A 22,562-nucleotide genomic window follows, 5' to 3' on the forward strand; every position below is an offset into this window, starting at 1 on the left:
TACCCATGTTTTGAACTTGTTAGGGTGACGATACATGGCTCTGGGCTCTGCCGCAGAGCTTTTTGTTTGTTGTGCTTATTGATACATCCTTGCCAAGCGCTTTTTGTCCCGCTTTAAGTTGATACCCGACCATCCTGCACATTCCCAACGTCAACTCCCGCGAGAGCACCAAAGACAAAATCAAAGAGGTCGAGCACATTATTGAGGAATTGGGGGAGTGGCAGGGGTGCGATTCAGCAACCGGCTTTCAGCTCGTAAAAAACCGCCGACGTCACGGTGATCAAGATTGCCGACCTGGTGGACGATGACCCCAACAGGCGTGACAAGGTCGCCGCTGCCTTAAAAGATCCGACTCAGAAAAGCAACCGTGACCATGTCGATATCATCATTGCTCTGGGTATGGCGAAGGAAGGCTTCGACTGGATCTGGTGCGAACACGCCCTGACCATTGGCTACCGCTCTAGCCTGACGGAGATTGTGCAGATCATCGGACGTGCTACCCGCGATGCCCCTGATAAGACCCGCGCCCGGTTCACTAACCTGATTGCCGAGCCAGATGCTGCCAGCGAGGTCGTTACCGAGGCAGTTAATGATACTCTAAAGGCGATCGCGCCGCATCCGCTCCTTCCGGCAGCACCACCCGATGCTCCGTAGAGCGAAACTGGTCATTCGTCCACCGCTGCATCAGGTCGCCGGTGTTGACCAGTACGGCCTCGGGCGAAGCCGGTGCGGCGATCCAGCGACCGGCGCGATCGCGCAGCTCCAAACCGCCAATGCCGTTTTGAAACAGCAGAGTAATGCTGCCAAAGTCCGTATGGGCACCCGCCCGCACCTGCTGCGGCTGCGGGCACAGGGAGGTCAGCGGCGGATAGTGCAGCAGCCTGAGAGTTTGGTTATGGTGCTGATGGGTATTGACCAGCGTTCCAGAGCGCAGCTTCAAGGCCGCTTCTAGGGTTGCCAGGATCCGATGGGCCGCTTCTAGGGCCGACCGATGGAAGGTCAGCACGGTCTCGCGGAAGGTGGGGTCGTCCTCAGGCCAGCGATTGACCTGCTCAAGGGCGCGCTGGCCTTCGGTGTGATCGAGCTCCCAGCCGGTGTCCAACGCTTCCTTCAGGTCTCCCGGATGGTTGGGGTCGAGGGTCTGGCGGTTTGGCCCGACGTAGCCTCGGTTGGCCGCCGAGGTGGTCCAGGCTAGCGCCTGCTTATCTGCCGCAGGTCGGGCAAAGAAGTCAGCCATCGCTGCGAACAGCCGATTGCGCAGAGCAGCCGGAATTCCGGCATTGCGGACGTACATGAAGCCGATGTCGTGGAGAGCGGCATAGACCGCTTTGGCCACGGCTCGCTTACCGGCAATCTCGTCTTCCACGACCGGAGCAAAGTCGATCACCGGGACGGCAGCAAGATCGATTTCAGACTGGATTATCGACATGGATGGCTCATGGCGACGACAGCGACGAATCTCTAGGTAGCTGACCCAGGATGATCGACAAACTGGAGCGTATAGGCTTGCTTGAAGTCGAGGTCAGCTGGCAAGACGCCCGCCTCGACCATCTTGTCGAAGAAGCGCTGCCAGCGCTCCTGACTCATCGTCCCTAAGCCGTGATCGAGCGCATCGCCGGAGCGAAAGATGCCATACTCGTCAAATTTGTCCAGCGAGAACGCCATCAGCTGATCGGACTGCTCTTCATTTTCTGCCTTAATCAGGGCGTTGCCGGGCTCAGGATCTTCGAGGTAGCTCTCGTAGCCCGCGATCGTCGCATCGACAAAGCGCTGGACGAGGTCCGGATTCTCGTCGATCAGGCGGCGGGTGGTATCAATCGTATAGGCATAGGCCCCCCAGCCGTTATCGGCCAGCAAAATGCTCTCAGCCTCAGCCCCGGCCTTCTCTAAAAAGTAGCCGTCGTTCGTGATGTAGCCCTGCTGAGCCATGTCCTCATTCTCTAGAAATGTGGCAAAGCTGTAGTCGTAGGGACGCAGCTGCTCATCGGTGAAGCCATACTCAGCCTTGAGCCAGGGCCAGTAAGCCACCCGACCCGCCGTCGGCACTCGGATCGGCGCGGCTTTGAGCTCCGAAAGCTGGTCGTAGACCCCATCATGCACCACCAGCGTCTGCGGGTCCTTCTGCATCATCGCCGCCACCGTCACCAGGGGAATTCCCTCTCGCACCGCATTTAGGGAACTGAGGCTGTAGCCGGTCTGAAAATCTGTCACGCCGCCCATCAACAGCTGCGTGCCGTTGACGTCTGGCCCGCCCTGGCGAATGGTTACGTCGAGACCGTATTCTTCATAGATGCCGGTGGCTTTGGCCTGGTAGTATCCGCCATGCTCGGCCTGGGCATACCAGCTGGTACCGACGGTCACCGGGTCTAGCGCCTGTGGACCTGCTGCGTCGCTGTCTGCGGGTTCGGTAGCCGATTGTTCGATAGCCGATTCGCTGGTACAGGCGGCGAGAATGCCCGTGCTGACGGCTAGAGAACCGTATTGAATGAATTTTCGGCGATTTATTCTGAAACGGTTGCTTTGAAACATGCGCATTGATTCAGCTAAAATCTTCGCCGCCCGATACGGCTAGCCTCTTTCAAGCATAGAAGCTTTGACAGTCCACGTACTGTAGCAAAAAACACCCCGTCATTTTGTCACGGGTCAGCTAAGCGACATCCCATCTACGCTGTGGCCTAGCGCTGTGGCAAATTTCTCGAATGAAAAATTTCGTATCTCCTGACACAATTTGATCGGCCTGCCCCTTGGTTAACTGGGAGAAATCTATCTTGACTTACCCATGGTCAGCACCCTCACGCAGTCTCAATCCCTGGTCGAGCAGGCCAAAGCCCAGGGCCTCCGATTCTTTCTGGTCTCCTATACGGATCTGCTGGGGGGCACCCGGGCTAAACTCGTCCCCGCTGCGAAGATTGCTTCCGTGGAAGCCGAGGGAGCCTTCTTCTCCTCCTTTGCCTCTAACCTGGGCCTCGGCCCCGATGCGCCTGAAATCGCCGTCATCCCCGACCCTGCCTCTCTGATTGTGCTGCCCTGGGAGCCCACCGTCGGCTGGGTTGCCAGCGACGTTTACTTCGACGGCGAGCCCTTTCCCGCTGCGCCGCGAATTATTCTCAACCGGGTTTTAGACCGCTGTGCTGATCAGGGCTATACCTATAAAGCCGGGATCGAGGCGGAATTTTTCCTGCTAAAGCAAACGCCCGGCGGCTATGAGATTGCCGACGATAAGGACACCGCCGAGCGGCCCTGCTACGACCAGCTCAACCTGATGCGCCAGTTTGACCTGATCTCCACCGTCGTTGGCTATATGGAAGATCTGGGCTGGGAGCCCTACCAGTGCGACCATGAGGATGCCAACGGCCAGTTTGAGCTGAACTGGTCCTACAGCGATGCCCGCACCGCCTGCGATCGCCATGTCTTTTTCAAATATATGGTCAAGACCCTGGCCGAGCAGCGCGGCTACGTAGCCACCTTTATGCCCAAGCCCTTCAGCCACCTCACGGGCAACGGCGGCCATGCCCACCTCAGCCTCTGGCAGGGCGGCACCAACGTTTTTGCCGATGGCGCCGACGAGGGCGGTCTTTCACCCCTGGGCTATCACTTCCTCGGCGGCGTGCTGGCCCATGCCAAGGGGCTGACCGCGCTGTGTAATCCCACGATCAACTCCTACCGACGCCTGGGGGCCAGCGCTACCGCTTCGGGCAGCACCTGGACGCCGCGCTACGTCTCCTACGGCGGCAACAATCGCTCTCACATGCTGCGCATCCCCGAAGCCGGACGGTTTGAATGCCGCCTGATCGACGGTTCGGCCAACTTCTACCTGGCACTGGCGGGTATTCTGGCTGCGGGGCTCGACGGCATTGAGAAAGAGACGGACCCCGGCCAGCGGATTGACGAAAATATGTTTTCTCGCGGGGCCGAGTTTCCCGACCTGGACACGATTCCGACCAATCTGGCTGAGGCGCTGGCCTGCCTGGAGCAGGATGCGCTGCTGACCGATACGCTGGGCGAACTGGGAAAGAAGACCTTTTTCGAGTTTAAGCACAAAGAGTGGGACGCCTTCAATGCCCAGATTACGTCCTGGGAAATGGCTCAGTACGTGAACATCTAGGGAGTTGTGATTAGGGAGCTGCCATGCCTGGCTCAATTTACACCTACAGCTTTCCGACGCGAATCCGCTTTGGTCCCGGGGCGCGGCATCAGCTGGCGCAGGTCCTGGCCGACCTGGGCGTGACCCGATCGCTGATTGTCACCGACCGCGACGTGGTCAAGCTGCCCTGGTTCGAGCCAATTGCGGCGGGGCTGAAGAATGCGGCGACCTTCAGCGGCGTCTGGGGCAACCCGGTGCTGTCTCAGGTTGAAGCCGGGCTGGCGGCGCTGCGGGCCTGCGGCGCGGATGGAATTGTGGCAATTGGCGGCGGCGCCCCGGTGGATGTGGCGAAAGCGATCGCGCTGATGGTTCACCATCCCGGCCAGCTGTTTGACTACGAAGACGGCAAGCCCGATGCGAGGCCAGTCGATCAGCCGGTGCTGCCGATTGTGGCGCTGCCGACGACGGCGGGCACCGGCAGCGAAGTCGGTCGCAGCGCCGTCATTTCTGACGATCAGACCCACGCCAAGAAAATTATCTTCGACCCGCAGCTGCTGCCGCAGGTGGTGCTGGCCGACCCCAAGCTGCTGCTGGGCCTGCCTGCCAGCATTACTGCCGCGACTGGCATGGACGCGCTGACTCACCTGGTCGAAGCCTTTCTAGCCAAGGGGTTTAACCCGCTCTGCGACGGCATTGCCCTGGAGGGCATTCATCTGGTGGCCCAGCATCTGAGAGACAGCGTGCGATTTGCCCGGCGGCGGGCCGCTGGAGAATCGGTTGACACTGAAGCTCATCTGACCGCAAGGGGTGGGATGCTGAACGCGGCGATGATGGGCGCGATCGCGTTTCAAAAAGGGCTCGGCGTCACCCATTCCTGCGCCCATGCCCTCTCGACGGTCTGCGACACCCACCACGGCCTGGCTAACGGCGTGATGCTGCCCGCTGCGATGCGGTTTAATCTGGCTGCCGCGCCCGACGCTTTTCTGCGAATGGCCCGCGTCGTAGAACCCGGCGCGACCAGCGGCGTAGCCTTCATCGACTGGATTCTCGCCCTGCGAGCCGAGATCGGCATTCCGGCGACGCTTGCAGATCTCGGTGTTAGCCCAGAGCAGGTCGATAGGCTGGTGGCGGTAGCCCTGGACGACGGCTGCCATCCGCTCAATCCCCGCCCCGTAGCTAAGCCTGACTTCTATGCAATCTACCGAGATGCGTTCGCGGCCTAAGCGATGGCAGACCTTTCGATTATTAACCCGGCTACAGAAGCGCTGATTCAAACCCTGCCGACGGACGATACGGCAGCGGTGGCGCAGAAGGTCAGCCAGGCCCGTGCGGCTCAGCCAGACTGGGCGGCGCGATCGCGCTCAGCAAGAATCGAACCCATCCAAAAGTTCAGAGATTTGCTGACCGAGCGAGCCGACGCTCTGGCCGCAACCCTGACCGCAGAGACCGGCAAACCCATTTCCCAATCCAAAAGCGAGATTCTCGCAACGCCCCAGCGGATTGACTTTTTCATTGAGAATGTGGCCCGAGTATTGGCCCCCGAGTCGGTCTATCGGGAGCCCTCGCAGGCGCTACCTGGCACGGGTGAACTAGAAGAAATCATCTCTACCGATCCGCTTGGCGCTGTTGCCAGTATCTCTGCCTGGAACTATCCCTATTTTGTCGGTTCAAACGTCTTTATCCCGGCTTTGCTGACCGGCAATACCGTTTTATACAAGCCTTCCGAAATTGCCACGCTGACGGGACTCGCGATCGCGGATCTCTTCCATGAAGCGGGCATCCCAGAAGACGTCTTCATTCCCGTGATCGGCACCGGTCTAGCCGGAGCGGCGCTATTGGAACAGCCGATTGACGGCGTATTTTTTACCGGTTCCTATAGTACCGGGCAGAAAATTGCGATCGCGGCTGCCCCTAAGCTGATTAAGGTGCAGCTAGAGCTTGGCGGCAAAGACCCGGCCTACGTCTGTGACGATGTCGATGTTGCAACAGTGGCGGCTGGCCTGGCTGATGGGGCCTTTTACAACAACGGTCAAAGCTGCTGTGCCGTTGAGCGCATTTATGTTCATGCCGATGTTTATGAACCCTTTGTAGAGGCTTTTGTCCAAACGGTACGCGCATTCAAAATGGGCGACCCCACCGACTCTGATACCTACCTGGGGCCGCTCAGTCGTAAGCCCCAGCTCACCGTCCTAGAACAGCAGATAGAAGATGCGCTAGCCAAAGGTGCCAAGCTACGCTGCGGCGGTCAGCCCAGTAACCGCTCGGGCTGGTACTTTGAACCTACGGTTTTGACTGAGGTGACCCATGAGATGACCCTGATGCGGGAAGAAACCTTCGGCCCGGTGATCGGCATTCAGCGAGTCAGCGATGATGCCAGCGCGATCGCGCTGATGAATGATACGGCCTATGGGCTGACGGCGGCGGTGTATGGGAGGAATCGCGATCGCGCCCTCCAAATCCTCAGCCAGGTCAGCAGCGGCAGCGCCTACTGGAACTGCTGCGATCGGGTCAGCCCCCGCCTACCCTGGACCGGTCGAGGCCATTCGGGCATCGGCTCAACGCTTTCAGTCGCAGGCATTGATGCCTTCTTACAGCCGCGGGCCTGGCATCTGAGAGCGGGATAACTGTTGAGGGGGTGACGATTGGGGTCGGTTTAGATTGTTCAAAAATGGGCCATAAAAAACGCTTCAGATCGCCTGAAGCGTTTCAAGAGGTTTTTTTAGCACAGCTGAACAAACTCTAGACACCCTGGTACCTATTGGCAGGCAGTGAACTTAGATAAAGTGAGCTAGTAGAGGTCGAGCCATTCAGACCAGGGGTCGCCGCTGTAGGGCTGTACGCCTGTGTTGGGGTAGGAATCATCAGTGGGGCTGAAAATGCGCCCGGCTGCTTCCATGAGATATATCAATGCACTATTGAATAGAGAGACTGCTTTCATAGCGATTCACCTTTTTAGAATATTGACCGACGAGGGAAACAATCGTTCATTCGCCGCCGGGGATAAAAATGGCAATTCGAACCTTTTAAATCCTTGTTTCAACAAGGGACTGAACCGGATACCGTACGTAGAATGGACTTAATTAAATCATAGGGCCTGACTTCAGCGCTGCAGCGGAGGACTGACGATTCTTTACAAGATTTGCCTGGGGAATAGCTTTGTTGCACTTTTTCATAAGGCCTGTCAGGACATGTAAAGTTAAGAAAACAAAGGAAGCACTTTGGGGCGATCGCCATGCCTAATCCTGGCAAAGTTTACCTGGTCGGAGCCGGGCCAGGTAGCCTCGCCTATCTCACGGTGAGCGCGCGGCAGCTTTTGGCTGAAGCCGATGTCCTGGTTTACGATGCCCTCGTCGATCTGTCCCTGCTCCAGCAGGTGTCACCCACCTGTGAGCAGATTCACGTGGGCAAGCGCGGCGGCCAGCCCAGCACGCCCCAGGCTGAAATTAATCGCTGTCTGGTAGAGCAATGTTTGCAGGGTAAAACCGTCGTCCGGCTGAAGAGCGGCGACCCGTTTATCTTTGGCCGCACCGCTGCTGAAATTCAGGCTTTGCAGGCCGCCCGCTGTGCCTTTGAGATTATCCCTGGGATCTCGTCGGCGCTGGCGGCACCGCTGCTGGCGGGCATTCCGCTGACTGACCCCGTGCTCAGCCGAGGCTTTGGCGTATTCACCGTCCACGACTTAGACGGACTGGACTGGAGTGCGCTGAGCCGGTTGGAGACGCTGGTATTGCTGATGGGGGGACGCAGGCTACCGGAAATTTGTCAGCGCCTCCAGCAGCATGGGCAGCGGGGAGAAATGCCGGTAGCCGTGATTCGCTGGGCAAGCCAGCCCCAGCAGCAAGTCTGGCAGGGAACGCTGCTGAGCATTTCGCAACAGACCCGAGGAGCGCGGCTGTCGCCCTGCATTATTGTGATCGGTGAGGTCGTCCGTCTGAGAGAATATTTGCAGCCAGCGGTCAGAGCGATGCAGCCTTTAAAATATAAAACTATTTTGGTGACTCGCGCGGCCAGCCAGTCCAGCCGCTTCACCGACCTGCTGACGGCCCAAGGGGCAGCGGTGATCGATCTGCCCGCCCTAGAGATTCGACCGCCGACCAGCTGGGAGCCGATGGATAACGCGATCGCGGCCCTCCCTAGCTTTGACTGGCTGATCCTGACCTCGGCCAACGCGGTCACCTTTTTCCTCGACCGGCTGCTGGCTGCGGGCGGCGACCTGCGGTCCCTGGCCCAGCTCAAAATTGCCGTCGTCGGTCAGAAAACGGCGACGGTGCTGCGTCAGCGGGGACTGACGCCAGATTTCATCCCACCGGAATATGTGGCAGATTCGCTGGTGGCGCATTTTCCAGCAGCGGGCGGCCTGAAAGGGCTGAGGCTGCTCTTTCCGCGGGTAGAAAGCGGCGGCCGGACGGTGCTGGTGGATGAAATGGCGGCGCAGGGCGCAACCGTCGTCGAGGTACCGGCCTACGAGTCGGTCTGCCCAGCCCATCTGACCGCAGCCGGAGAGGCGGCGCTGGCCCAGAATCAGGCCGATGCGATCTCCTTTGCCAGTTCAAAAACGGTGCGGCATTTTGCCCAGCTGATGCAGCAGGCGTTTGGCCGCGACTGGCTAGGACGGCTCGATGGCGTCGCGATCGCGTCCATCGGCCCCCAGACCTCCCAGGCCTGCGAACAGCAGCTCGGGCGGGTCGATATCGAAGCCGCAGAATATACCCTCGAAGGCCTAACCCAGGCGATTGTGGAATGGGCAGACGGATCATCGGCCTAACCGGCGGCATTGCCACCGGCAAAAGCACGGTCTCAGACTATCTCGCCACCCGCCACGGGCTGCCGGTGCTCGATGCCGATGCCTATGCGCGGCAGGCGGTGCAGCCGGGGTCGCCGATTTTAGCCGCGATCGCGGCTCGCTACGGTCCGACCCTGCTGCAACCCGACGGCAGCCTTAACCGGTCTCAGCTCGGTGAGATTATCTTCAGTCAGCCGGCCGAAAAAGCCTGGGTCGAGCAGCAGATTCATCCCTTTGTGCGGCAGCGGTTTACTCAAATAACCGAGCAGTTTCCCACTGAACAAACTCTGGTCTACGCAATTCCGCTTTTGTTCGAAGCAAATCTAACTCATCTAGTCAGCGAAATATGGGTTGTCACCTGTCGCCCCGAGCAGCAGCTGCGGCGGCTGCGCGATCGCGCTCAGCTTTCTACCGACCAGGCGCAAAGGCGAATTGACAATCAGCTACCGCTGGCAGAAAAGGCCGCGCAGTCCGATGTCGTGCTGGATAATAGCGGCAGTCGGGAGGCACTATTCCGGCAGGTGGATGGGGTCCTGGAGGGGCTGGGCCGCACTGACCAGCGACAGCAGCGGCCCTAGCTGCTCTTGGCCGTTGAGGGCCAGATCGCTGTGGCAGAGAATAATCCGCTCGGTGGCTCGGCTCAGCAGGTCTCGCAGGATGCGCTCTAGCCGTTCTTCATGGGCCGCTTCGATATCGGCAGCGGTGAGCGGTCGGCCTGACCAGTCTTGTAAAAAAATAGGGGCACCCAAGAGCTCGTCCTTGCCGGTGAGCCAGCGGGGTGAACCCGCGTCTAGCCAAAACTGCCAGCGGTGGGTAAGACGCTGGGCCCGGTATTGAAATACGGTAGCCAGGGTGACGCCCTGGCGGCCAGCCACCAGCGGCTTCACCGGGTAGGGATTCGCCGAGACCGCGCCGCTCTGGAGCAGCTGGATAAAGCGACCGACGTCGCTGAGCTTTGAGCTTTGGCCCGGCTGGGGCAGGCCGCCGTAAAGCCGCAGCCGCTCTTCAACTCGCCAGAAATACTGAGCCGTTTCCATCAGCTCTCGCAGGGCTGAAAGCTGGTCGGCAGGCAGATAGTTACCCCGCCAGAGAAACTGCTGAATCGCCCGGTCGAGCAGGGTAGCGGCATTGGCCATGAAGCGCTGCTGCCGCTGCTGTTTCTGGCTTTCAATCCACTGGAGCAGGTCGGTATAGGCCTGGGTGGCCTGGTAGCCGAGCCGGTCCCAGCGCGGAAAGGTCTCGACCGGCAGCAGGTGCGGATTCTCAATATCGGGGACATAGCAGTAGTCGGCAATCAGCTCGGCCCGCACCGGGTCGATCCGAATCAGCTCAAACCAGGCTTCATCGCCGCTCTGGGGGCGCTGGCTGAGGACGACGAGCATTTCGGCCACGGCATCGCGGTCGATCAGCCGCCCCAATCCGGGATAGATCAGCGCTAGCAGGGTCAGCAAAGCGCGTATCAGGGGCGAGCTGATCAGCGGCCGCTGATCGTTTAGCGACTCAACCGCAATCCCTTTGCTGGTGAGAATCTCGGCCAGGCTGTAGCGGGCAATCGGGTCCAGGCCCGGACCAATCACGGCGACTTCAGCCGGATTGACCTGCCGACTGTGGACGGCGGTGATGATGGCTTCGGCTAGCTGCCTCAGGAGCTGCCCCCGGGAGGTGGTTTGGATCAGCGCGATCGCGTCCGGTAGCTCAGGCAGCTGTAGCGGATCGCGGACCCAGGCAACCAAGGTATCTGCCCAGGTATGGCCGAGCCCATCGGTCGCGGGCTGGGAGAGTTCCATCCTCTCGCAGCGTTCCGCCAGGGGAGCCAGCGCTTCAGGGTCTGCCCCTAAGCCGAGCCGCACTTGGCCCTGGGGATTGTAAGTAAACAGGCAGGGGCGCTCTGCTGCCAGGAAAACAGAGAAGAGGGAATGCGCGATCGCGGGATACTCATCCAGATCGTCGGCGAGCACGCCGCTAAATCGCTCCAACAGCTGGGCCTGATAGCGGGGCAGCGGCAGCAGATGCCGCCAGTACAGCTCGGTCATTAGGCCGTAGGTCAGCAGCCCCCGCGCCAGGCACCAGTCGCGCCAGGTCAGCAGGGCCTCGCCCAGGGCGGACCACAGTGTGGCTGAGCCTAAGCTCGGCGGCATTCCGGCCTGCAAGAGGGGAGCAATGTCCTCTGCCGGAATGCCCGCCAGCGCCGCGAGCTGGAGAAAGTCGAGGGTGTGACGGACGGTTTCGCGATCGCGCCAGCCCTCCACCTGCAGCGTGCCGTCAGCCAGCGCTGGCTGCCAGAGTTGCGTCGCTAGCAGCTGCTCATTCTCCGGCCGCAGCTTGAGCGGAAACTGGGCCTGCAAGCCGAGCTGCTCGACCAGCAGCGGCCAAAAAAGCGTGACCTCATCTTGGATAAAGCCTGCTGGCGTCGTCGTGATGTAGGCGACACGGCCTTGAATTTCATTCACCAGACGGTTGGCCAGGGCAATTCGATTATCGCCGTTAGCCGCAAATACCAAAAAAGGCTGCCCGGCATCGTCAGGCAGCTGCAAAAGCCGCTGACTCAGCTCAGCCGTCTTGCCACTCCGCGTTGGTCCTGAAATCCACCAGGCAGTCATGATAAAGACCCGTTGCTACTGCTGCATCTCAGTATAGGCAGGTCAGTAGGGCATGACCGCTCAGCGGGCTCCCCGATAGTCTCAACGACCTAATTCGCCAAGGTAATGCGGCTGCCCATGATTATTGCTGCGGCTAGTCGGGAGTTATTATGGAAGCATCGCTAGGAGGTCAGAATGACTCCAGTATTTAACGGGCAAGCAACTATCATCCGTACAGAACGTGGACTCACGATCGAGGGAACGCGGATTACGCTCTACGATGTAATGGACTACGTGAAGTCTCAGTATCCACCTACGTTGATTGGCGATGTTCTTAGCCTTGCAAATGAGCAAGTGACGATAGCCTTATCCTACATTGAGATGAATCGGGCTGAAGTTGAAGCGGAGTACCAGCTTGTTTTGCAGGAAGCAGAAGAAATTCGGCAGTATTGGGAAGAGCGTAATCGTGAGCGCTTTGCAGAGATTGCAAAACTGCCGCCACCGCCGGGTTGGGAAGCCGCCTGGGAAACACTTCAGGCCCAGAAAGTAAGACAGCAAGCAAAGCGCAAGTCCCAGACGTAATTTTTCTGGTAGATCATATTGGTAGCATCACAAGATCTACTTCTCCTGGTTTTCTTGAGTGATCACCATAGAGAGAAGTTTGAGTTTGGCCTACAAAAGGGCGTCGCTCTTCGAAAATTTGTTTATTAGGGAACGCCGCTTTCAAAGCCTCGATAGTTGCGTTTAACGTAAATTCGCGGGCATCAGTGCGAACAACAACAACGGCCTCTTCCTTCATTCGTAACGCAGCGCCTCCAAATACTCCTGCTAAGAGAGAACAATAATCCGACCGCGACTCGAATTTTTTTTGCCACCGACCAGTTAGACGCCTTGGTAGTGGAGGTTGCCCGAGCATCCACAGCCTAAGCCACTGATCATAATGATAGTTTGTGATGCCGCAGTAAGGCGGCGAAGTAAACAAAAGATCAAATGGTTCGGCAAATGCACGTCGTTGGCAATTAGAGCTTAGTAGGCGTAAGCTATCCCCCAAAATAATTTCACCAGGAAGATCTGGTTGTCCCTTCTTGTACCGCCATGTAATCCGTTTCTCCAAGAATGTAATGGGATCTACTTCCGGCGGCATCATCTGCCGTTCAGCCCACCACCGTACAGCGTAATCAGGTGCCATAGCTTTGCTATCTCGCATCTGGTTTGACAAAGCTGATGGCCGCTTACCATGTAAGTAGACAAGTATGAACGCCATTAATGTACGATCTATTTTGCTTTCTCGCCAGCGCAGCTTCTCACGTGCTACTAAAAGAAAGCGGAGCACATCAGTTGAGTATGCCCAGTGAAAGAAAGTAGGCAACTTTGCCTGCTCTACATCTACTCTAGCTACCTCATTTCCGATTTCGTGCAAACGCTTAACTACCCGTCCTTGCGTAGTAGGACGCAGTTTGACTGAACTGTATACCCAACCGACAGGATTAATCTCAATACCGCACCCCGTTCGCCCTTTTGCTGAGGCGGCATAGATACTAGAACCTCGACCTACAAAAGGATCGAATACACGGCCACCGGGTTCTGTATATTTCTCTATTACATCAAAAGCGAAATCTACTGGGAACATTGCATAGTAAGGTCCTATACTAGCCCAGCGCTCCACAGCTGTTCGAAAAGTATGAGCTCTGTGCTTCGGCTTTGGAACCATATCAATTGAGTCTTCCACTATGGTTCCTCTTCACTCATAAGACTCCTCGCAAGTTTCTCTAATACCTCTCGCCCAAGATTGAGCGGAATTGCGGCCTCTGCATTAGCTGAGATCAGAGGACCTATCGCATTTGGGAAGCGAGCTGAGAACGTAGCATCAAGCAAACTCATCGCGTCCGCAAGCCGCGGGAAATGGCTAATGTCTCCGCGCGACAGGTTACTTGCCTTTTCTGTTAAGAACGGAAGTGAAGCGACGATCCGAGCACCTGAAGCGGTTTTGTAGAAGAACTTTCGTCCAAAGTATGTATCCTCGCCAAATGGCTTGTCCCCTATAGCAATGTGATTACGGATGTACTCGTTTGTAAGAAGAATTGCCGATTGTGGTTTAAACCTTGCCTTACCATTGGAGTGACGCGTTGGTGCGTCTAATACCTCGTAATGATCTACGAACGTACCGCTCTTTTCAACTCCAATTAGCAAAAGATCTTCGTTGATTATCTTACAAGCTTCCTCATTGATTCGTTTCAATTCATGATAAATTGCTTGGCTCAACCATGCCGGATGTCCAAATACGGCAAGCGGCCCATCAAGAATAATAGCCAGATTCTTGAGTAGTCGAAAGCGACGTGGCTTTCGCTCAATCCAACGAAGAAAATTTATTGCCCATACTCGCTCCCATACCTGCATCGCTTCAGCGAACATTGCTCCACTTTTACCAGTAGGACTAAGCCCTTCGTGAATGCGTAAGGCGTCGGTTGAGTACCACGGTCGCTGCTGCTGGCATGTGCATTTTGACTCACCCGATGATACAGGGATGTAAGCTGCGGCATCCGGGCAGTCATCGTAGGGGCATTGCTGTGATCGCCCGCTGGGCTTGTAGGCTAGGAGGGCTTCGTAAGTTTCAAGCAGTGTCTCGCCATCTGAAAGTGGGCGCTTATCCTGAATAGATTCGAAAAACACACGGCGGAACGAAGCCGTAGGCGTTGGCTCGTTATCCACAACTACGTTGCAGCCGGGAAGTGCGCAATCGATACTACCTGCCTCTTCTGTGCGACGCGAGTCAAGAGGATCTACTGGGCGACTTCGATCCAGCTCACGTTGTTTTTTGACGTCTAAAATAACTGAAGCTACTGTTAGATATGCTAGCTCGGCACCAGGGTAACCATTCTCGACAGGAAGCTGATGATAGCTGCCATCTACAGCAAGGACAAGGTCGGGTAGCCATCCACTTGGTTGCAGTTCAGCCATTAGAGGCTCTACCTCATCTGCGCTATTATCAGGCATTCGCTTTTTGCATCGGCAAACGATTTCTTGAACACGTTCACTGTTCGCGATCCGTGTAAGCGGCTTGTACCCGGCAAATTCGCCTTCATAAGGCATTAGTTACTTTCCTTGGAGTGGGCTTCAGGGAACGAGATTCGGCTGAACTAACCGAAGCTGGAATTCTCTTACCTGTACTGGTATTACAAAGGGATTAGAAATTGTTTTAATTCGGAGAAAACCTTTGTCTTGAGCTCGGAGAATTGAACCTTCAAAATCTGCAAAATCGTAGAATTTTCGTAATTCTCGCGTTTCGTCGGTGTTATTAAGATGACCGATGAACCAATTTGCAGTATTTTTAAGGATATTTTTTTGAATGCTAGATACCTCCTGCGTTACGTAGATTAATCCAAGATTATATTTTGCACCTTCCTTCGCTGTGCGAACCCATATATCACGATAGTCTGTTTCGCGATCCGAAGGTAGCAAGTTGTGTGCCTCCTCAGCATATATAATAATGTCTGGAATTTCTTCTTTCGGCTTTCCTTGACGGAAAGCTTCCTTGTTGCTGTCAAAGATCTTCTGCACTATTCGCCGCGCCGAGGCGTTATTTACGGCCTCATCGCCGCTGGACTGATCTACGATTACAAGCTTACCACTAGCTAACGCATCATAGATATCATCGGCATAGTCCGTTGAAGTGCTTGATGTATGCTGAGGACTGACTTGTCCTATCAGTTGAGCGCCGTTCGGTCGCGAGATCATCTCTAGAATAGCTCGGAGCCCTCCGTCAGCCCATTCCTCACCGGAGGAAGAATTATCAATGTAGTTATTTTCAAATGCTTTATATTCTTTTGTACTCGTGAACTTGTAGAGGGTACTGAAGGCAATATAAAGTTGAGCCCAACTCGGAGTAGGGTTGGCAAAAGTCCTGGCTGCCATGGTATACTCAGGCTCATTTTCTCCTGCTTTCTTTAAGGACTCAATGAGCTCTTTGTTGAATAGCCTCGTTGTCGAAGGAGTTATATTAGAAGGTGCTGTAAGGCCTGCCTTGTTAAGAAGCGTACGGTAGGCAAGCACGCGTCGATTATGACGAGTCATCGCGCCACGATCGCTAGATGATGGAGTTTCAAAAGTAACTTGCTGGAAGTTCTGGATGTACTTCGAATCCTTGTTAGGTAGCGTACTGTCGATAATCTCCTTCCCAATAGATAAGTTTTCATCTATGTGAAAGTTGAGGAGCATAAATTTTCGATTTGGGTCATGAGGATGCGGAAGGATGCCATAGGTTATGACGTCTCCTGCCGCTCCGTCTTCATTTGCGCGCCACACATTTTTGAGAGCATTTGGTGCTTCGCCGCCCGCATCTTGGGCGTTAGCGTTTGCATATTCTCCGTTAGGATCAAAAATAACCTGTCCTACCCGCTGAGGAGATTGTTCGCCATAACGAAGGTCAAACACCGCCTTGGCGATTATCTTAGTTGTGTTTGACTTCCCTGTCCGTGTCATTCCGAATAGCGCACTTTTCTGAGCTAGGAGATCCTCTGGTACTACAGTCACACGTACATCACCAACTCCTTGAAAGGATCGATTCGTTGATGCGTATCGTACCTCTCCAATACCAACACCAGCACCGCTGCTCTCGCGGTAGTTGACAATTCGCCTCAGCGCCTCGCCATTTGGCTTATACACCTTAAGCCCGCGGTTGGGATAATAGTTCGAGAGGTCGGCTCCAAATCGGAGGAATAATCTTGTATCGTCTTTGGCATTTGATGGGCTTAGATAAAACGTTCCAATCACACGACACCGTACGCCTGCGAAACTCAAAAGCCCTGCCGTATGATGATCCATTACACTAGCGTCATCCCAATGTCCCTCACTTGGACCAGCTACTTGCCTTGCAGCTTGTACTCTTACCCTTGTAGCCTCATCGTCATTAGGAAGTGGAGCTGCATCCATCACTCGGAGCAGTAGGACAGAACTATCTTCGTCCCGAAAATCGAACGGCTTATCCGGTGTAATTCGCGTTGCAGCAAGAAAGCTCAGACTTGGAATACCACCAACTTTTTGACGATGTGAATCGTGAATTTGTACAAGTGCAGTTTCATAGCTCGATGAAAACACTTCTCCAACGTACTGGTCTTTCTGAACCAGTTCTCCGAGCATTTTCCGAGCTTCGCGCTTAGCTTCCCCGGCTTCGTAATCGCCAATTAAACGCTCAACCGCAGACGGGGGTGGAGCAACTACATCGTTTTGACTCTGAAACAAATCTGTTTGAGTATTAAATGGATCTGGAGTCATTATGACTATTGAGCTAGAGGATTGTATAAACGCAAAGATAAGCGATGGCTAGTATTCGCGCAACCGTACTAGTAGTCAGGCACACTGAATTCGACAGGCTAGGATGAGAGACTATAGATACCCCCTTATAGGTGCCTGACGATGCCTGACAAATACCTCGTAACCTTGACCTCAGAAGAGCGGGAAGACCTAAAGCAGCTGACCCGCCGGGGCACCCTTTCGGCCCGCAAACTGAAACGGGCTCAGATTTTGATGCTGGCCGATGCGGGCCATCCCGATGAGACCATCGCTCAAATGCTCCATGCGGGCGTCTCCACCGTGCATCGCACCCGTCAGAAATGTGTCGAAGGGGGCGTTGAGTTTGCCCTCAAAGAGCAGCCCAGACCCGACAGCCAGCGCAAACTCGATGGCAAAGCCGAAGCTTTCTTAGTCGCTACCGCCTGTAGTGACCCCCCTGAGGGCCGAGCCGAGTGGACGATGCAACTGCTCGCCGACCGGCTGGTCGAGCTCAAGCTAGTTGAGGCGATCTCAGGGGAAACGGTACGACGCACCCTTAAAAAAACCAGCTCAAGCCTTGGCTGAAGGAGCAGTGGTGTTTTCCAACGGTAGGGGCCGACTTTGTCTGGCGCATGGAAGCAGTGCTCGACCTGTATGCTCAGCCCTACAACCGAGCTGAACCGGTGATTTGCTTCGACGAGCGGCCTTGTCAGTTGATTAGCCAGACGCGGCTTCCTGAACCACCCGCGCCTAAGCGCTCTGGGCGATACGACTACGAGTACAAGCGAGAAGGGACCTGCAATCTGTTTGGCTTTTTCCAACCCCTCACCGGTTGGCGACACTTGAGAGCCACCCGGCATCGAAAGAGCGAAGACTTTGCCCTCTGTATGCAGTATCTGGTCGATGTCCTTTTTCCTGAAGCAGACCGGGTGCATGTCGTTTTAGACAACCTCAACACCCATTCCCCGGCCTCGCTCTATCAGACCTTTGAGCCAGCCGAAGCTTTACGGATTCTCCAATGCCTTCAGTTCCACTACACTCCTAAGCATGGCAGCTGGCTTAACATGGTTGAATGCGAGTTCTCAGTCCTCTCTCGCCAGTGTCTGAACCGACGCATTCCTAGCTTTGAAGAACTCGCTCAGGAGGTCTCCGTTTGGGAGCAGCGGCGCAATCAGGCTAAAGCGACTGTCGATTGGTTATTCTCGACCATGGATGCGCGCACCAAGCTAAGTCGCCTCTATCCCACTCCTAGCCTGTCATAATCTCTGTGGCTTAGTACTAGAGTCTAAAGTCATTCGATTACCTATGCCTAAAGCCAATGCAATTAAGTTAAAACTGGTAATAGTTCAGCACTGTCTAAATCGCCTGTTCGCTTTCTTTGTCGAATAGGTGGAAGCGGCTGGTGTCGAGCTGCAAATCCAAGGTGTCACCGGCGGTGAGTTTGGCTCGGGGGTCGAGGCGGGCGATGAATTCGGTGTCGTCGGGAAGGGTGCAGTAGACGATGGCTTCATGGCCCATCAGCTCGACGACGGAGAGCTTGGCTCGAATGGGAAAGGGCTGAATGCCTGAGGGGGCATAGGTGGAAGTGTAGATGCCTTCGGGGCGGATGCCGAGAATTAGGGGGCGGTTAACGTATTCCTGATAGCGCGATCGCATTTCCTCCGGCACCGGCAGCGTCAAACTGCCCGCCTGCACCTTCAGCTCGCCATCCTCAGCCTGAAGGGTAGCGTCAAAGAAATTCATCGACGGGCTGCCCAGGAAACCTGCGACAAACACATTATTCGGGTGCTCATAGACATTCTGCGGCGTATCAACCTGCTGCAAAATACCCTGATTCATCACGGCAATGCGGCTGCCCATCGTCATCGCTTCCGCCTGGTCATGGGTAACGTAGATAAAGGTCGTGCCCAGCTTTTGATGCAAGCGGCTGAGCTCGGCCCGGGCCTGCACCCTCAGCTTAGCATCCAGGTTCGACAGCGGCTCATCCATCAGAAAGACCGCAGGATTCCGCACAATCGCCCGGCCAACGGCCACCCGCTGCCGCTGCCCCCCCGAAAGCTGCTTCGGCTTGCGGTCGAGCAGCGGCTCAATCCCCAACTGCTTAGCCGCAGACTGGACGCGATCGCGCATCTCAGCCTTCGGCACCCCCTGTAGCTCAAGGCTAAAGGCCATATTCTCAAACACGCTCATGTGGGGATAGAGCGCGTAGGACTGAAACACCATCGCAATATCGCGATCTTTCGCCGGAGCCTGATTCACCTGGCGATCGCCGATATAGAGATTGCCGCTGGTAATCTCCTCAAGCCCCGCCAGCATCCGCAAAGAGGTTGTCTTACCACAGCCCGACGGCCCGACCAGCACCACAAACTCCTGATCGCCAATATCCAGATTCAGGTCTTTAACCGCAACATAGCCATTGTCGTACTGCTTTGTAACTTGCTCAAAAACAACCCTTGCCATAATTCCCTCTCCTGCTGTGCTTTATGGGCTTGGGAACCAAGCCCCTACCCACCCACTACCCCTTCACCGACCCCGCTAATAAACCGCGCACAAAATACCGCTGCAAACCAAAAAACACCAGCAGCGGCACAATCATCGAGACAAACGCCCCCGCCGTCAGCAGATGCCAGTCCTGACCGCGATCGCCCACCAAATTCCTTAAAACCAGCGTCACCGGAGCCACGTTCTGATTGCCGCCTAAATAGACCAGCGCCACCAGCAAATCATTCCATACCCAGAGAAACTGGAAGACGGCAAAGGACGCGATCGCGGGCATCGACAGCGGCACAATCAGCCGGGTAAAAATCTTCAGATGCGAGGCCCCGTCTACCTCTGCCGCTTCAATTAGGTCCCGCGGCAGAGCGCCAATGTAGTTGCGCAGCAGGTAAATTCCCAAAGGCAAACCATAGGCCGCGTGGGCCAGCCAAACAGCCAGAAAAGTCCCCGACAGATTGAGCTGGGTATAGGCCCGCAGAATCGGGATTAGCGTCATTTGCAGCGGCACCACCAGCAGCCCGACAACGGTAACAAACAGCCACTGCCGACCGGGAAACTCCATCCAGGCCAGCGCATAGGCGGCAAAGGTGGCGATCGCGATCGGAATCACCGTCGCTGGAATGGAAATCACCAGGCTATTCAGAAACGCCTGCCCCATGCCCTGGCTGGTGAGCACGGTGATGTAGTTTTCCAAATCAAATTCGGCAATCCGGCCCGGCTGCCAGAAAATGGTCCACCAGCCGCTTTGCAGCAGCGCCTCCTGGTCGCGCAGGGAGCTGATCAGCAGGCCAAAGGTGGGGACAGTCCAGATTACGGCAATCGCAACGACTGCGATATGAACCGGCGTTTTAGCCAGAAACTGCTCGATGGCGGAGGAATTTTTCGCCTGACGGCGGTTGTCTGCTAGGGTCATCGGCTCTGCTCCTGCTCTCGGAAACGACGAATATTCACCACCATAACGGGGATTACGGCCAGGAGAAGGATCACCGCGATCGCGCTACCCCGACCATAGTTGCCGTAGTTAAACATCTCTTTGATCATGCGGCTGGCGATCACGTCGGTATCCAGGTTGCCACCGGTCATCACAAATACGATGTCGAATACCTTCAGCACCAGGACCACAATCGTGGTCGAAACCACGAGGATGGTCGAGCGAATCATCGGAATCGTCACCCGCCAAAAAATCTGAAACTCATTGGCCCCGTCCATCCGCGCGGCCTCAATCACATCCTTTGAGATGCCCTTCACCGCCGAAGACAGCAGCACCATGCAAAAGCCGGTATAGAGCCAGATCATGATGGCAATCAGGGCAAAGTTATTGATCGCCCGGTTAATCAGCCAGCCCACCGGCTCATTCCCTAGAGATACCCAGATCGCATTCAGCAGCCCGATCTGCTCTTGCCCGGCGGGCTGAAAGGCATACATAAACCGCCAGATCACACTCGCCCCGACAAAGGAAATCGCCATCGGCAGAAAGATCAGCGATTTGGCCACCGGCTCATAGCGCACCCGATCAACCAGTACCGCAATAATCAGCCCTAGCCCAACGCTAAAGCCCGTAACTAGCACCAGCCATAGCAGATTATTACGAAAGACAATCAGCATGTCCGAGTCTGTAAAGGCAAAAATGTAGTTTTTTAGCCCGACAAACTCATCCGAACGGCGACCAAAAAAGCTGATATAGAGCGTGCGCAGCGTTGGCAAAATCAGATAAACCAGCAGCAGCAGCAGCGCCGGACCCACATAAATCCAGGGCAAAATTTGCGTTCTAACCCGACGCGGCAGCCGCTCAGCCAGCAGATTCAGCCCGTAGAAAATGCCGATCACGCCGCCCGAGCCAATCAGAATAGCCGCGATCGCGCTCAAAATCCGAACTAAGTTTGAAGACCCTTCCATAGCAAACCCAAGCGACTCTTACCCAGCAACCTTCCGCAGGGGCTTGAAAACCGAGCCCCTACCTACCCGATCACTCCATCACCCGATCACTCCATCACCTACTCCTCCGGCCAGCTCTGCTCAATATCCGACAGCACCTCATCGGCAGGCGTGCCGGCCACATAGTCTACGATACCAGACCAAAAAGTCCCGGTTCCCACCGCTTGGGGCATACTGTCTGAGCCATCGAATCGAATCGTCTCGGCATTCGCCAGAAACTCAGCTTCCTTCTGGCTGACCGGGTCGGGATAGGCATCGGGTGAAACTTGCAGGTGTGGCGACAAAAATCCGCCTCGCCCAGCCCATATCTCATGGGGCTCGGGTGTGGCCAAATATTCCATCAGGGCACGAGCGGCAGGCGTATCGTTAAACATGCTGAATATGTCGCCCGCAACCAGGACAGGGACACCATACTGCTCGTCAATGGCAGGTAGCAAAAATACATCGACATCCTCGCCGAGCTCGGCGGCTGCGGGGAAAAAGCTAGCAATGAAGTTGGCCTGCCGATGTAGATAGCAGTTGGGCGGGTCTGTAAATAGGCCCTGGGGCGAGTCGCCGAACGGCGTACTAATAGCGCCGACAGTTCCCCCCACTACATAGTCGGGGTTGAGGATGATGTCGCCAAACCGCTCAAAAGCATTCTGCACGGGCTCCGCATCAAAGGGAATTTCATGATTCACCCACTGGTCATACCCTTCCGGCCCCGCTGTCCGCAGCATAATGTCTTCGACCCAGTCCGTCCCCGGCCAGCCGGTGGATTCTCCGCTCTCTAAGCCGATGCACCAGGGCGTCCCACCGTCGGCGACGATCTGATCGCTGAGGGCAATGAGCTCATCCCAGGTCTCAGGAACGTCGTAGCCCGCTGCCTCAAACTCGGACGGACGATACCAGACCAGGCTTTTGACCGAAGCCCGATACCAGATGCCGTACATTTCACCCTCTACGGTGGCCAGCTCTAGCCAGTTTTCGGGATAGGCATCCTGGAGCGTCGCCTCGTCTATAAATTCGGTAATCGGTATCAGCTGTCCCGCCCGGGCAAAGTCGTCCATCAGCCCGGTTTGGGGAAACATGGCAATGTCTGGCGCATCGCCAGATTCGGCTCGCACCTGCAGCAGCGTGGCAAAGGCATCGGTGCCTTCGTAGATCACGTCGATGCCGGTCTCTTCCTCAAACGGCGCAAGGGCTTCTTCAAGCTTCTCTTGCTGGTCGCCCACGATCACGCCCAGGACGGTCACCGAGTTTTCGCCGCCGCCCGCCGTTTCATCGCCGCCACAGGCTGACAGCAGCAGGGTTAGGCTCAGGCCCAGGGTCAGTCCTCGGCGAATTGGGTTATTCATGGGTCGGTATCCTTTTGCGGTGGTTAGGTGAGGATAGTTCATTGTTAACCATAGGGGGCGGGTGGGGATCATGGCAAAGG

At 56.0% G+C, this 22,562-nt stretch carries 18 protein-coding genes and 1 pseudogene; 8 read left to right on the forward strand and 11 right to left on the reverse strand.

The window, feature by feature from the left end:
• Window positions 1–128 precede the first annotated feature (128 nt).
• Window positions 129–627 (forward strand): annotated as a pseudogene (locus tag IQ241_RS21770) (DEAD/DEAH box helicase); the annotation flags it as partial.
• Here the strand turns inward: IQ241_RS21770 and IQ241_RS21775 are convergent.
• Both IQ241_RS21775 and IQ241_RS21780 read right to left on the reverse strand, forming a co-directional pair.
• Entirely contained in the window at window positions 587–1,429 is an 843-nt protein-coding gene (locus IQ241_RS21775; RefSeq protein ID WP_193911297.1) for an isopenicillin N synthase family dioxygenase, read from the reverse strand. The pseudogene IQ241_RS21770 and the gene IQ241_RS21775 sit on opposite strands and share 41 nt — an antisense overlap.
• A gap of 32 nt (window positions 1,430–1,461) precedes the next feature.
• The gene (locus IQ241_RS21780) at window positions 1,462–2,529 is read right to left on the reverse strand and encodes an ABC transporter substrate-binding protein (protein ID WP_228021961.1); all 1,068 of its coding nucleotides are present in this window, start codon (window positions 2,527–2,529) and stop codon (window positions 1,462–1,464) included.
• Window positions 2,530–2,779: 250 nt separating this feature from the next.
• Between IQ241_RS21780 and glnT the strand changes: the two genes are divergently transcribed.
• Genes glnT through IQ241_RS21795 form a run of 3 tightly spaced genes read left to right on the forward strand, consistent with a single transcriptional unit; the run spans window position 2,780 to window position 6,708 of the window.
• Complete coding sequence (gene glnT, locus IQ241_RS21785) at window positions 2,780–4,105, forward strand: type III glutamate--ammonia ligase (RefSeq protein ID WP_193911301.1); 1,326 nt, start codon at window positions 2,780–2,782, stop codon at window positions 4,103–4,105.
• A gap of 23 nt (window positions 4,106–4,128) precedes the next feature.
• Complete coding sequence (locus IQ241_RS21790) at window positions 4,129–5,307, forward strand: iron-containing alcohol dehydrogenase (protein ID WP_193911303.1); 1,179 nt, start codon at window positions 4,129–4,131, stop codon at window positions 5,305–5,307.
• 3 nt (window positions 5,308–5,310) lie between these two features.
• The gene (locus tag IQ241_RS21795; protein WP_193911304.1) at window positions 5,311–6,708 is read left to right on the forward strand and encodes an aldehyde dehydrogenase family protein; all 1,398 of its coding nucleotides are present in this window, start codon (window positions 5,311–5,313) and stop codon (window positions 6,706–6,708) included.
• Between the two features lie 164 nt (window positions 6,709–6,872).
• Here the strand turns inward: IQ241_RS21795 and IQ241_RS21800 are convergent, their stop codons facing one another.
• On the reverse strand, window positions 6,873–7,022 hold the full coding sequence (locus tag IQ241_RS21800; RefSeq protein ID WP_193911306.1) for a hypothetical protein: 150 nt from the start codon (window positions 7,020–7,022) through the stop codon (window positions 6,873–6,875).
• Between the two features lie 294 nt (window positions 7,023–7,316).
• Here IQ241_RS21800 and cobA point away from each other — a divergent pair, with 294 nt between their 5' ends.
• Window positions 7,317–8,849, forward strand: coding sequence for a uroporphyrinogen-III C-methyltransferase (cobA, locus tag IQ241_RS21805; RefSeq protein WP_193911308.1), 1,533 nt, complete (start codon window positions 7,317–7,319; stop codon window positions 8,847–8,849).
• A complete protein-coding gene (gene coaE, locus IQ241_RS21810) occupies window positions 8,825–9,445 on the forward strand; it encodes a dephospho-CoA kinase (RefSeq protein ID WP_193911310.1) in 621 nt (206 codons plus the stop codon). Before cobA ends, coaE begins: the two co-directional genes overlap by 25 nt.
• Here coaE and IQ241_RS21815 read toward each other — a convergent pair.
• Window positions 9,377–11,467: a hypothetical protein gene (locus IQ241_RS21815; protein ID WP_193911312.1), complete on the reverse strand. Its 2,091-nt coding sequence runs from the start codon at window positions 11,465–11,467 to the stop codon at window positions 9,377–9,379. The genes coaE and IQ241_RS21815 overlap by 69 nt on opposite strands.
• Window positions 11,468–11,641: 174 nt before the next feature.
• Here IQ241_RS21815 and IQ241_RS21820 point away from each other — a divergent pair, with 174 nt between their 5' ends.
• Window positions 11,642–12,028, forward strand: a complete 387-nt coding sequence (locus IQ241_RS21820; RefSeq protein WP_193911314.1) for a DUF433 domain-containing protein — start codon at window positions 11,642–11,644, stop codon at window positions 12,026–12,028.
• A 13-nt stretch (window positions 12,029–12,041) separates the two neighbouring features.
• On the opposite strand, the gene IQ241_RS21825 is transcribed toward IQ241_RS21820, so the two are convergent.
• The 3 genes from IQ241_RS21825 to IQ241_RS21835 are packed head-to-tail and all read right to left on the reverse strand — an operon-like array spanning window position 12,042 to window position 16,717.
• The gene (locus IQ241_RS21825) at window positions 12,042–13,175 is read right to left on the reverse strand and encodes a DNA methyltransferase (protein ID WP_193911316.1); all 1,134 of its coding nucleotides are present in this window, start codon (window positions 13,173–13,175) and stop codon (window positions 12,042–12,044) included.
• The gene (locus IQ241_RS21830; protein ID WP_193911318.1) at window positions 13,175–14,536 is read right to left on the reverse strand and encodes a DNA double-strand break repair nuclease NurA; all 1,362 of its coding nucleotides are present in this window, start codon (window positions 14,534–14,536) and stop codon (window positions 13,175–13,177) included. The genes IQ241_RS21825 and IQ241_RS21830 overlap by 1 nt, the downstream gene beginning before the upstream one ends.
• Window positions 14,537–14,560: 24 nt before the next feature.
• On the reverse strand, window positions 14,561–16,717 hold the full coding sequence (locus IQ241_RS21835) for an ATP-binding protein (protein WP_193911320.1): 2,157 nt from the start codon (window positions 16,715–16,717) through the stop codon (window positions 14,561–14,563).
• A 141-nt stretch (window positions 16,718–16,858) separates the two neighbouring features.
• Between IQ241_RS21835 and IQ241_RS21840 the strand changes: the two genes are divergently transcribed.
• Window positions 16,859–17,976 (forward strand): IS630 family transposase gene (locus tag IQ241_RS21840; RefSeq protein ID WP_193911322.1). Its coding sequence is split into 2 segments (ribosomal slippage): window positions 16,859–17,279 and window positions 17,279–17,976, totalling 1,119 coding nucleotides; the frame shifts between segments, so codons are not numbered across the junction.
• Between the two features lie 94 nt (window positions 17,977–18,070).
• Here IQ241_RS21840 and IQ241_RS21845 read toward each other — a convergent pair.
• The 4 genes from IQ241_RS21845 to IQ241_RS21860 all read right to left on the reverse strand — a co-directional run bounded on the left by IQ241_RS21845 (window position 18,071) and on the right by IQ241_RS21860 (window position 22,482).
• On the reverse strand, window positions 18,071–19,174 hold the full coding sequence (locus tag IQ241_RS21845; RefSeq protein WP_193911325.1) for an ABC transporter ATP-binding protein: 1,104 nt from the start codon (window positions 19,172–19,174) through the stop codon (window positions 18,071–18,073).
• A gap of 55 nt (window positions 19,175–19,229) precedes the next feature.
• Window positions 19,230–20,123 carry a carbohydrate ABC transporter permease gene (locus IQ241_RS21850; RefSeq protein ID WP_193911327.1) on the reverse strand — a complete coding sequence of 298 codons (894 nt, stop codon included), beginning with the start codon at window positions 20,121–20,123 and terminating at the stop codon, window positions 19,230–19,232.
• A complete protein-coding gene (locus IQ241_RS21855; protein WP_193911329.1) occupies window positions 20,120–21,106 on the reverse strand; it encodes a carbohydrate ABC transporter permease in 987 nt (328 codons plus the stop codon). Before IQ241_RS21855 ends, IQ241_RS21850 begins: the two co-directional genes overlap by 4 nt.
• 98 nt (window positions 21,107–21,204) lie before the next feature.
• Window positions 21,205–22,482, reverse strand: a complete 1,278-nt coding sequence (locus IQ241_RS21860) for an ABC transporter substrate-binding protein (protein WP_193911331.1) — start codon at window positions 22,480–22,482, stop codon at window positions 21,205–21,207.
• Window positions 22,483–22,562: the final 80 nt, after the last annotated feature.

The sequence above is a fragment of the Vasconcelosia minhoensis LEGE 07310 genome (assembly GCF_015207255.1).
GTDB classification, from domain to species: Bacteria; Cyanobacteriota; Cyanobacteriia; order Phormidesmidales; family Phormidesmidaceae; genus Vasconcelosia; species Vasconcelosia minhoensis.

Coding starts and splice junctions, on each gene's coding strand:
- IQ241_RS21795 (WP_193911304.1), top strand. CDS start 5,311: ATGGCAGACCTTTCGATTATTAACCCGGCTACAGAAGCGCTGATTCAA.
- IQ241_RS21845 (WP_193911325.1), bottom strand. CDS start 19,174: ATGGCAAGGGTTGTTTTTGAGCAAGTTACAAAGCAGTACGACAATGGC.
- IQ241_RS21820 (WP_193911314.1), top strand. CDS start 11,642: ATGACTCCAGTATTTAACGGGCAAGCAACTATCATCCGTACAGAACGT.
- cobA (WP_193911308.1), top strand. CDS start 7,317: ATGCCTAATCCTGGCAAAGTTTACCTGGTCGGAGCCGGGCCAGGTAGC.
- IQ241_RS21790 (WP_193911303.1), top strand. CDS start 4,129: ATGCCTGGCTCAATTTACACCTACAGCTTTCCGACGCGAATCCGCTTT.
- glnT (WP_193911301.1), top strand. CDS start 2,780: ATGGTCAGCACCCTCACGCAGTCTCAATCCCTGGTCGAGCAGGCCAAA.
- IQ241_RS21830 (WP_193911318.1), bottom strand. CDS start 14,536: ATGCCTTATGAAGGCGAATTTGCCGGGTACAAGCCGCTTACACGGATC.
- IQ241_RS21815 (WP_193911312.1), bottom strand. CDS start 11,467: ATGACTGCCTGGTGGATTTCAGGACCAACGCGGAGTGGCAAGACGGCT.
- IQ241_RS21850 (WP_193911327.1), bottom strand. CDS start 20,123: ATGACCCTAGCAGACAACCGCCGTCAGGCGAAAAATTCCTCCGCCATC.
- IQ241_RS21860 (WP_193911331.1), bottom strand. CDS start 22,482: ATGAATAACCCAATTCGCCGAGGACTGACCCTGGGCCTGAGCCTAACC.
- IQ241_RS21835 (WP_193911320.1), bottom strand. CDS start 16,717: ATGACTCCAGATCCATTTAATACTCAAACAGATTTGTTTCAGAGTCAA.
- IQ241_RS21800 (WP_193911306.1), bottom strand. CDS start 7,022: ATGAAAGCAGTCTCTCTATTCAATAGTGCATTGATATATCTCATGGAA.
- IQ241_RS21855 (WP_193911329.1), bottom strand. CDS start 21,106: ATGGAAGGGTCTTCAAACTTAGTTCGGATTTTGAGCGCGATCGCGGCT.
- IQ241_RS21775 (WP_193911297.1), bottom strand. CDS start 1,429: ATGTCGATAATCCAGTCTGAAATCGATCTTGCTGCCGTCCCGGTGATC.
- IQ241_RS21780 (WP_228021961.1), bottom strand. CDS start 2,529: ATGTTTCAAAGCAACCGTTTCAGAATAAATCGCCGAAAATTCATTCAA.
- coaE (WP_193911310.1), top strand. CDS start 8,825: ATGGGCAGACGGATCATCGGCCTAACCGGCGGCATTGCCACCGGCAAA.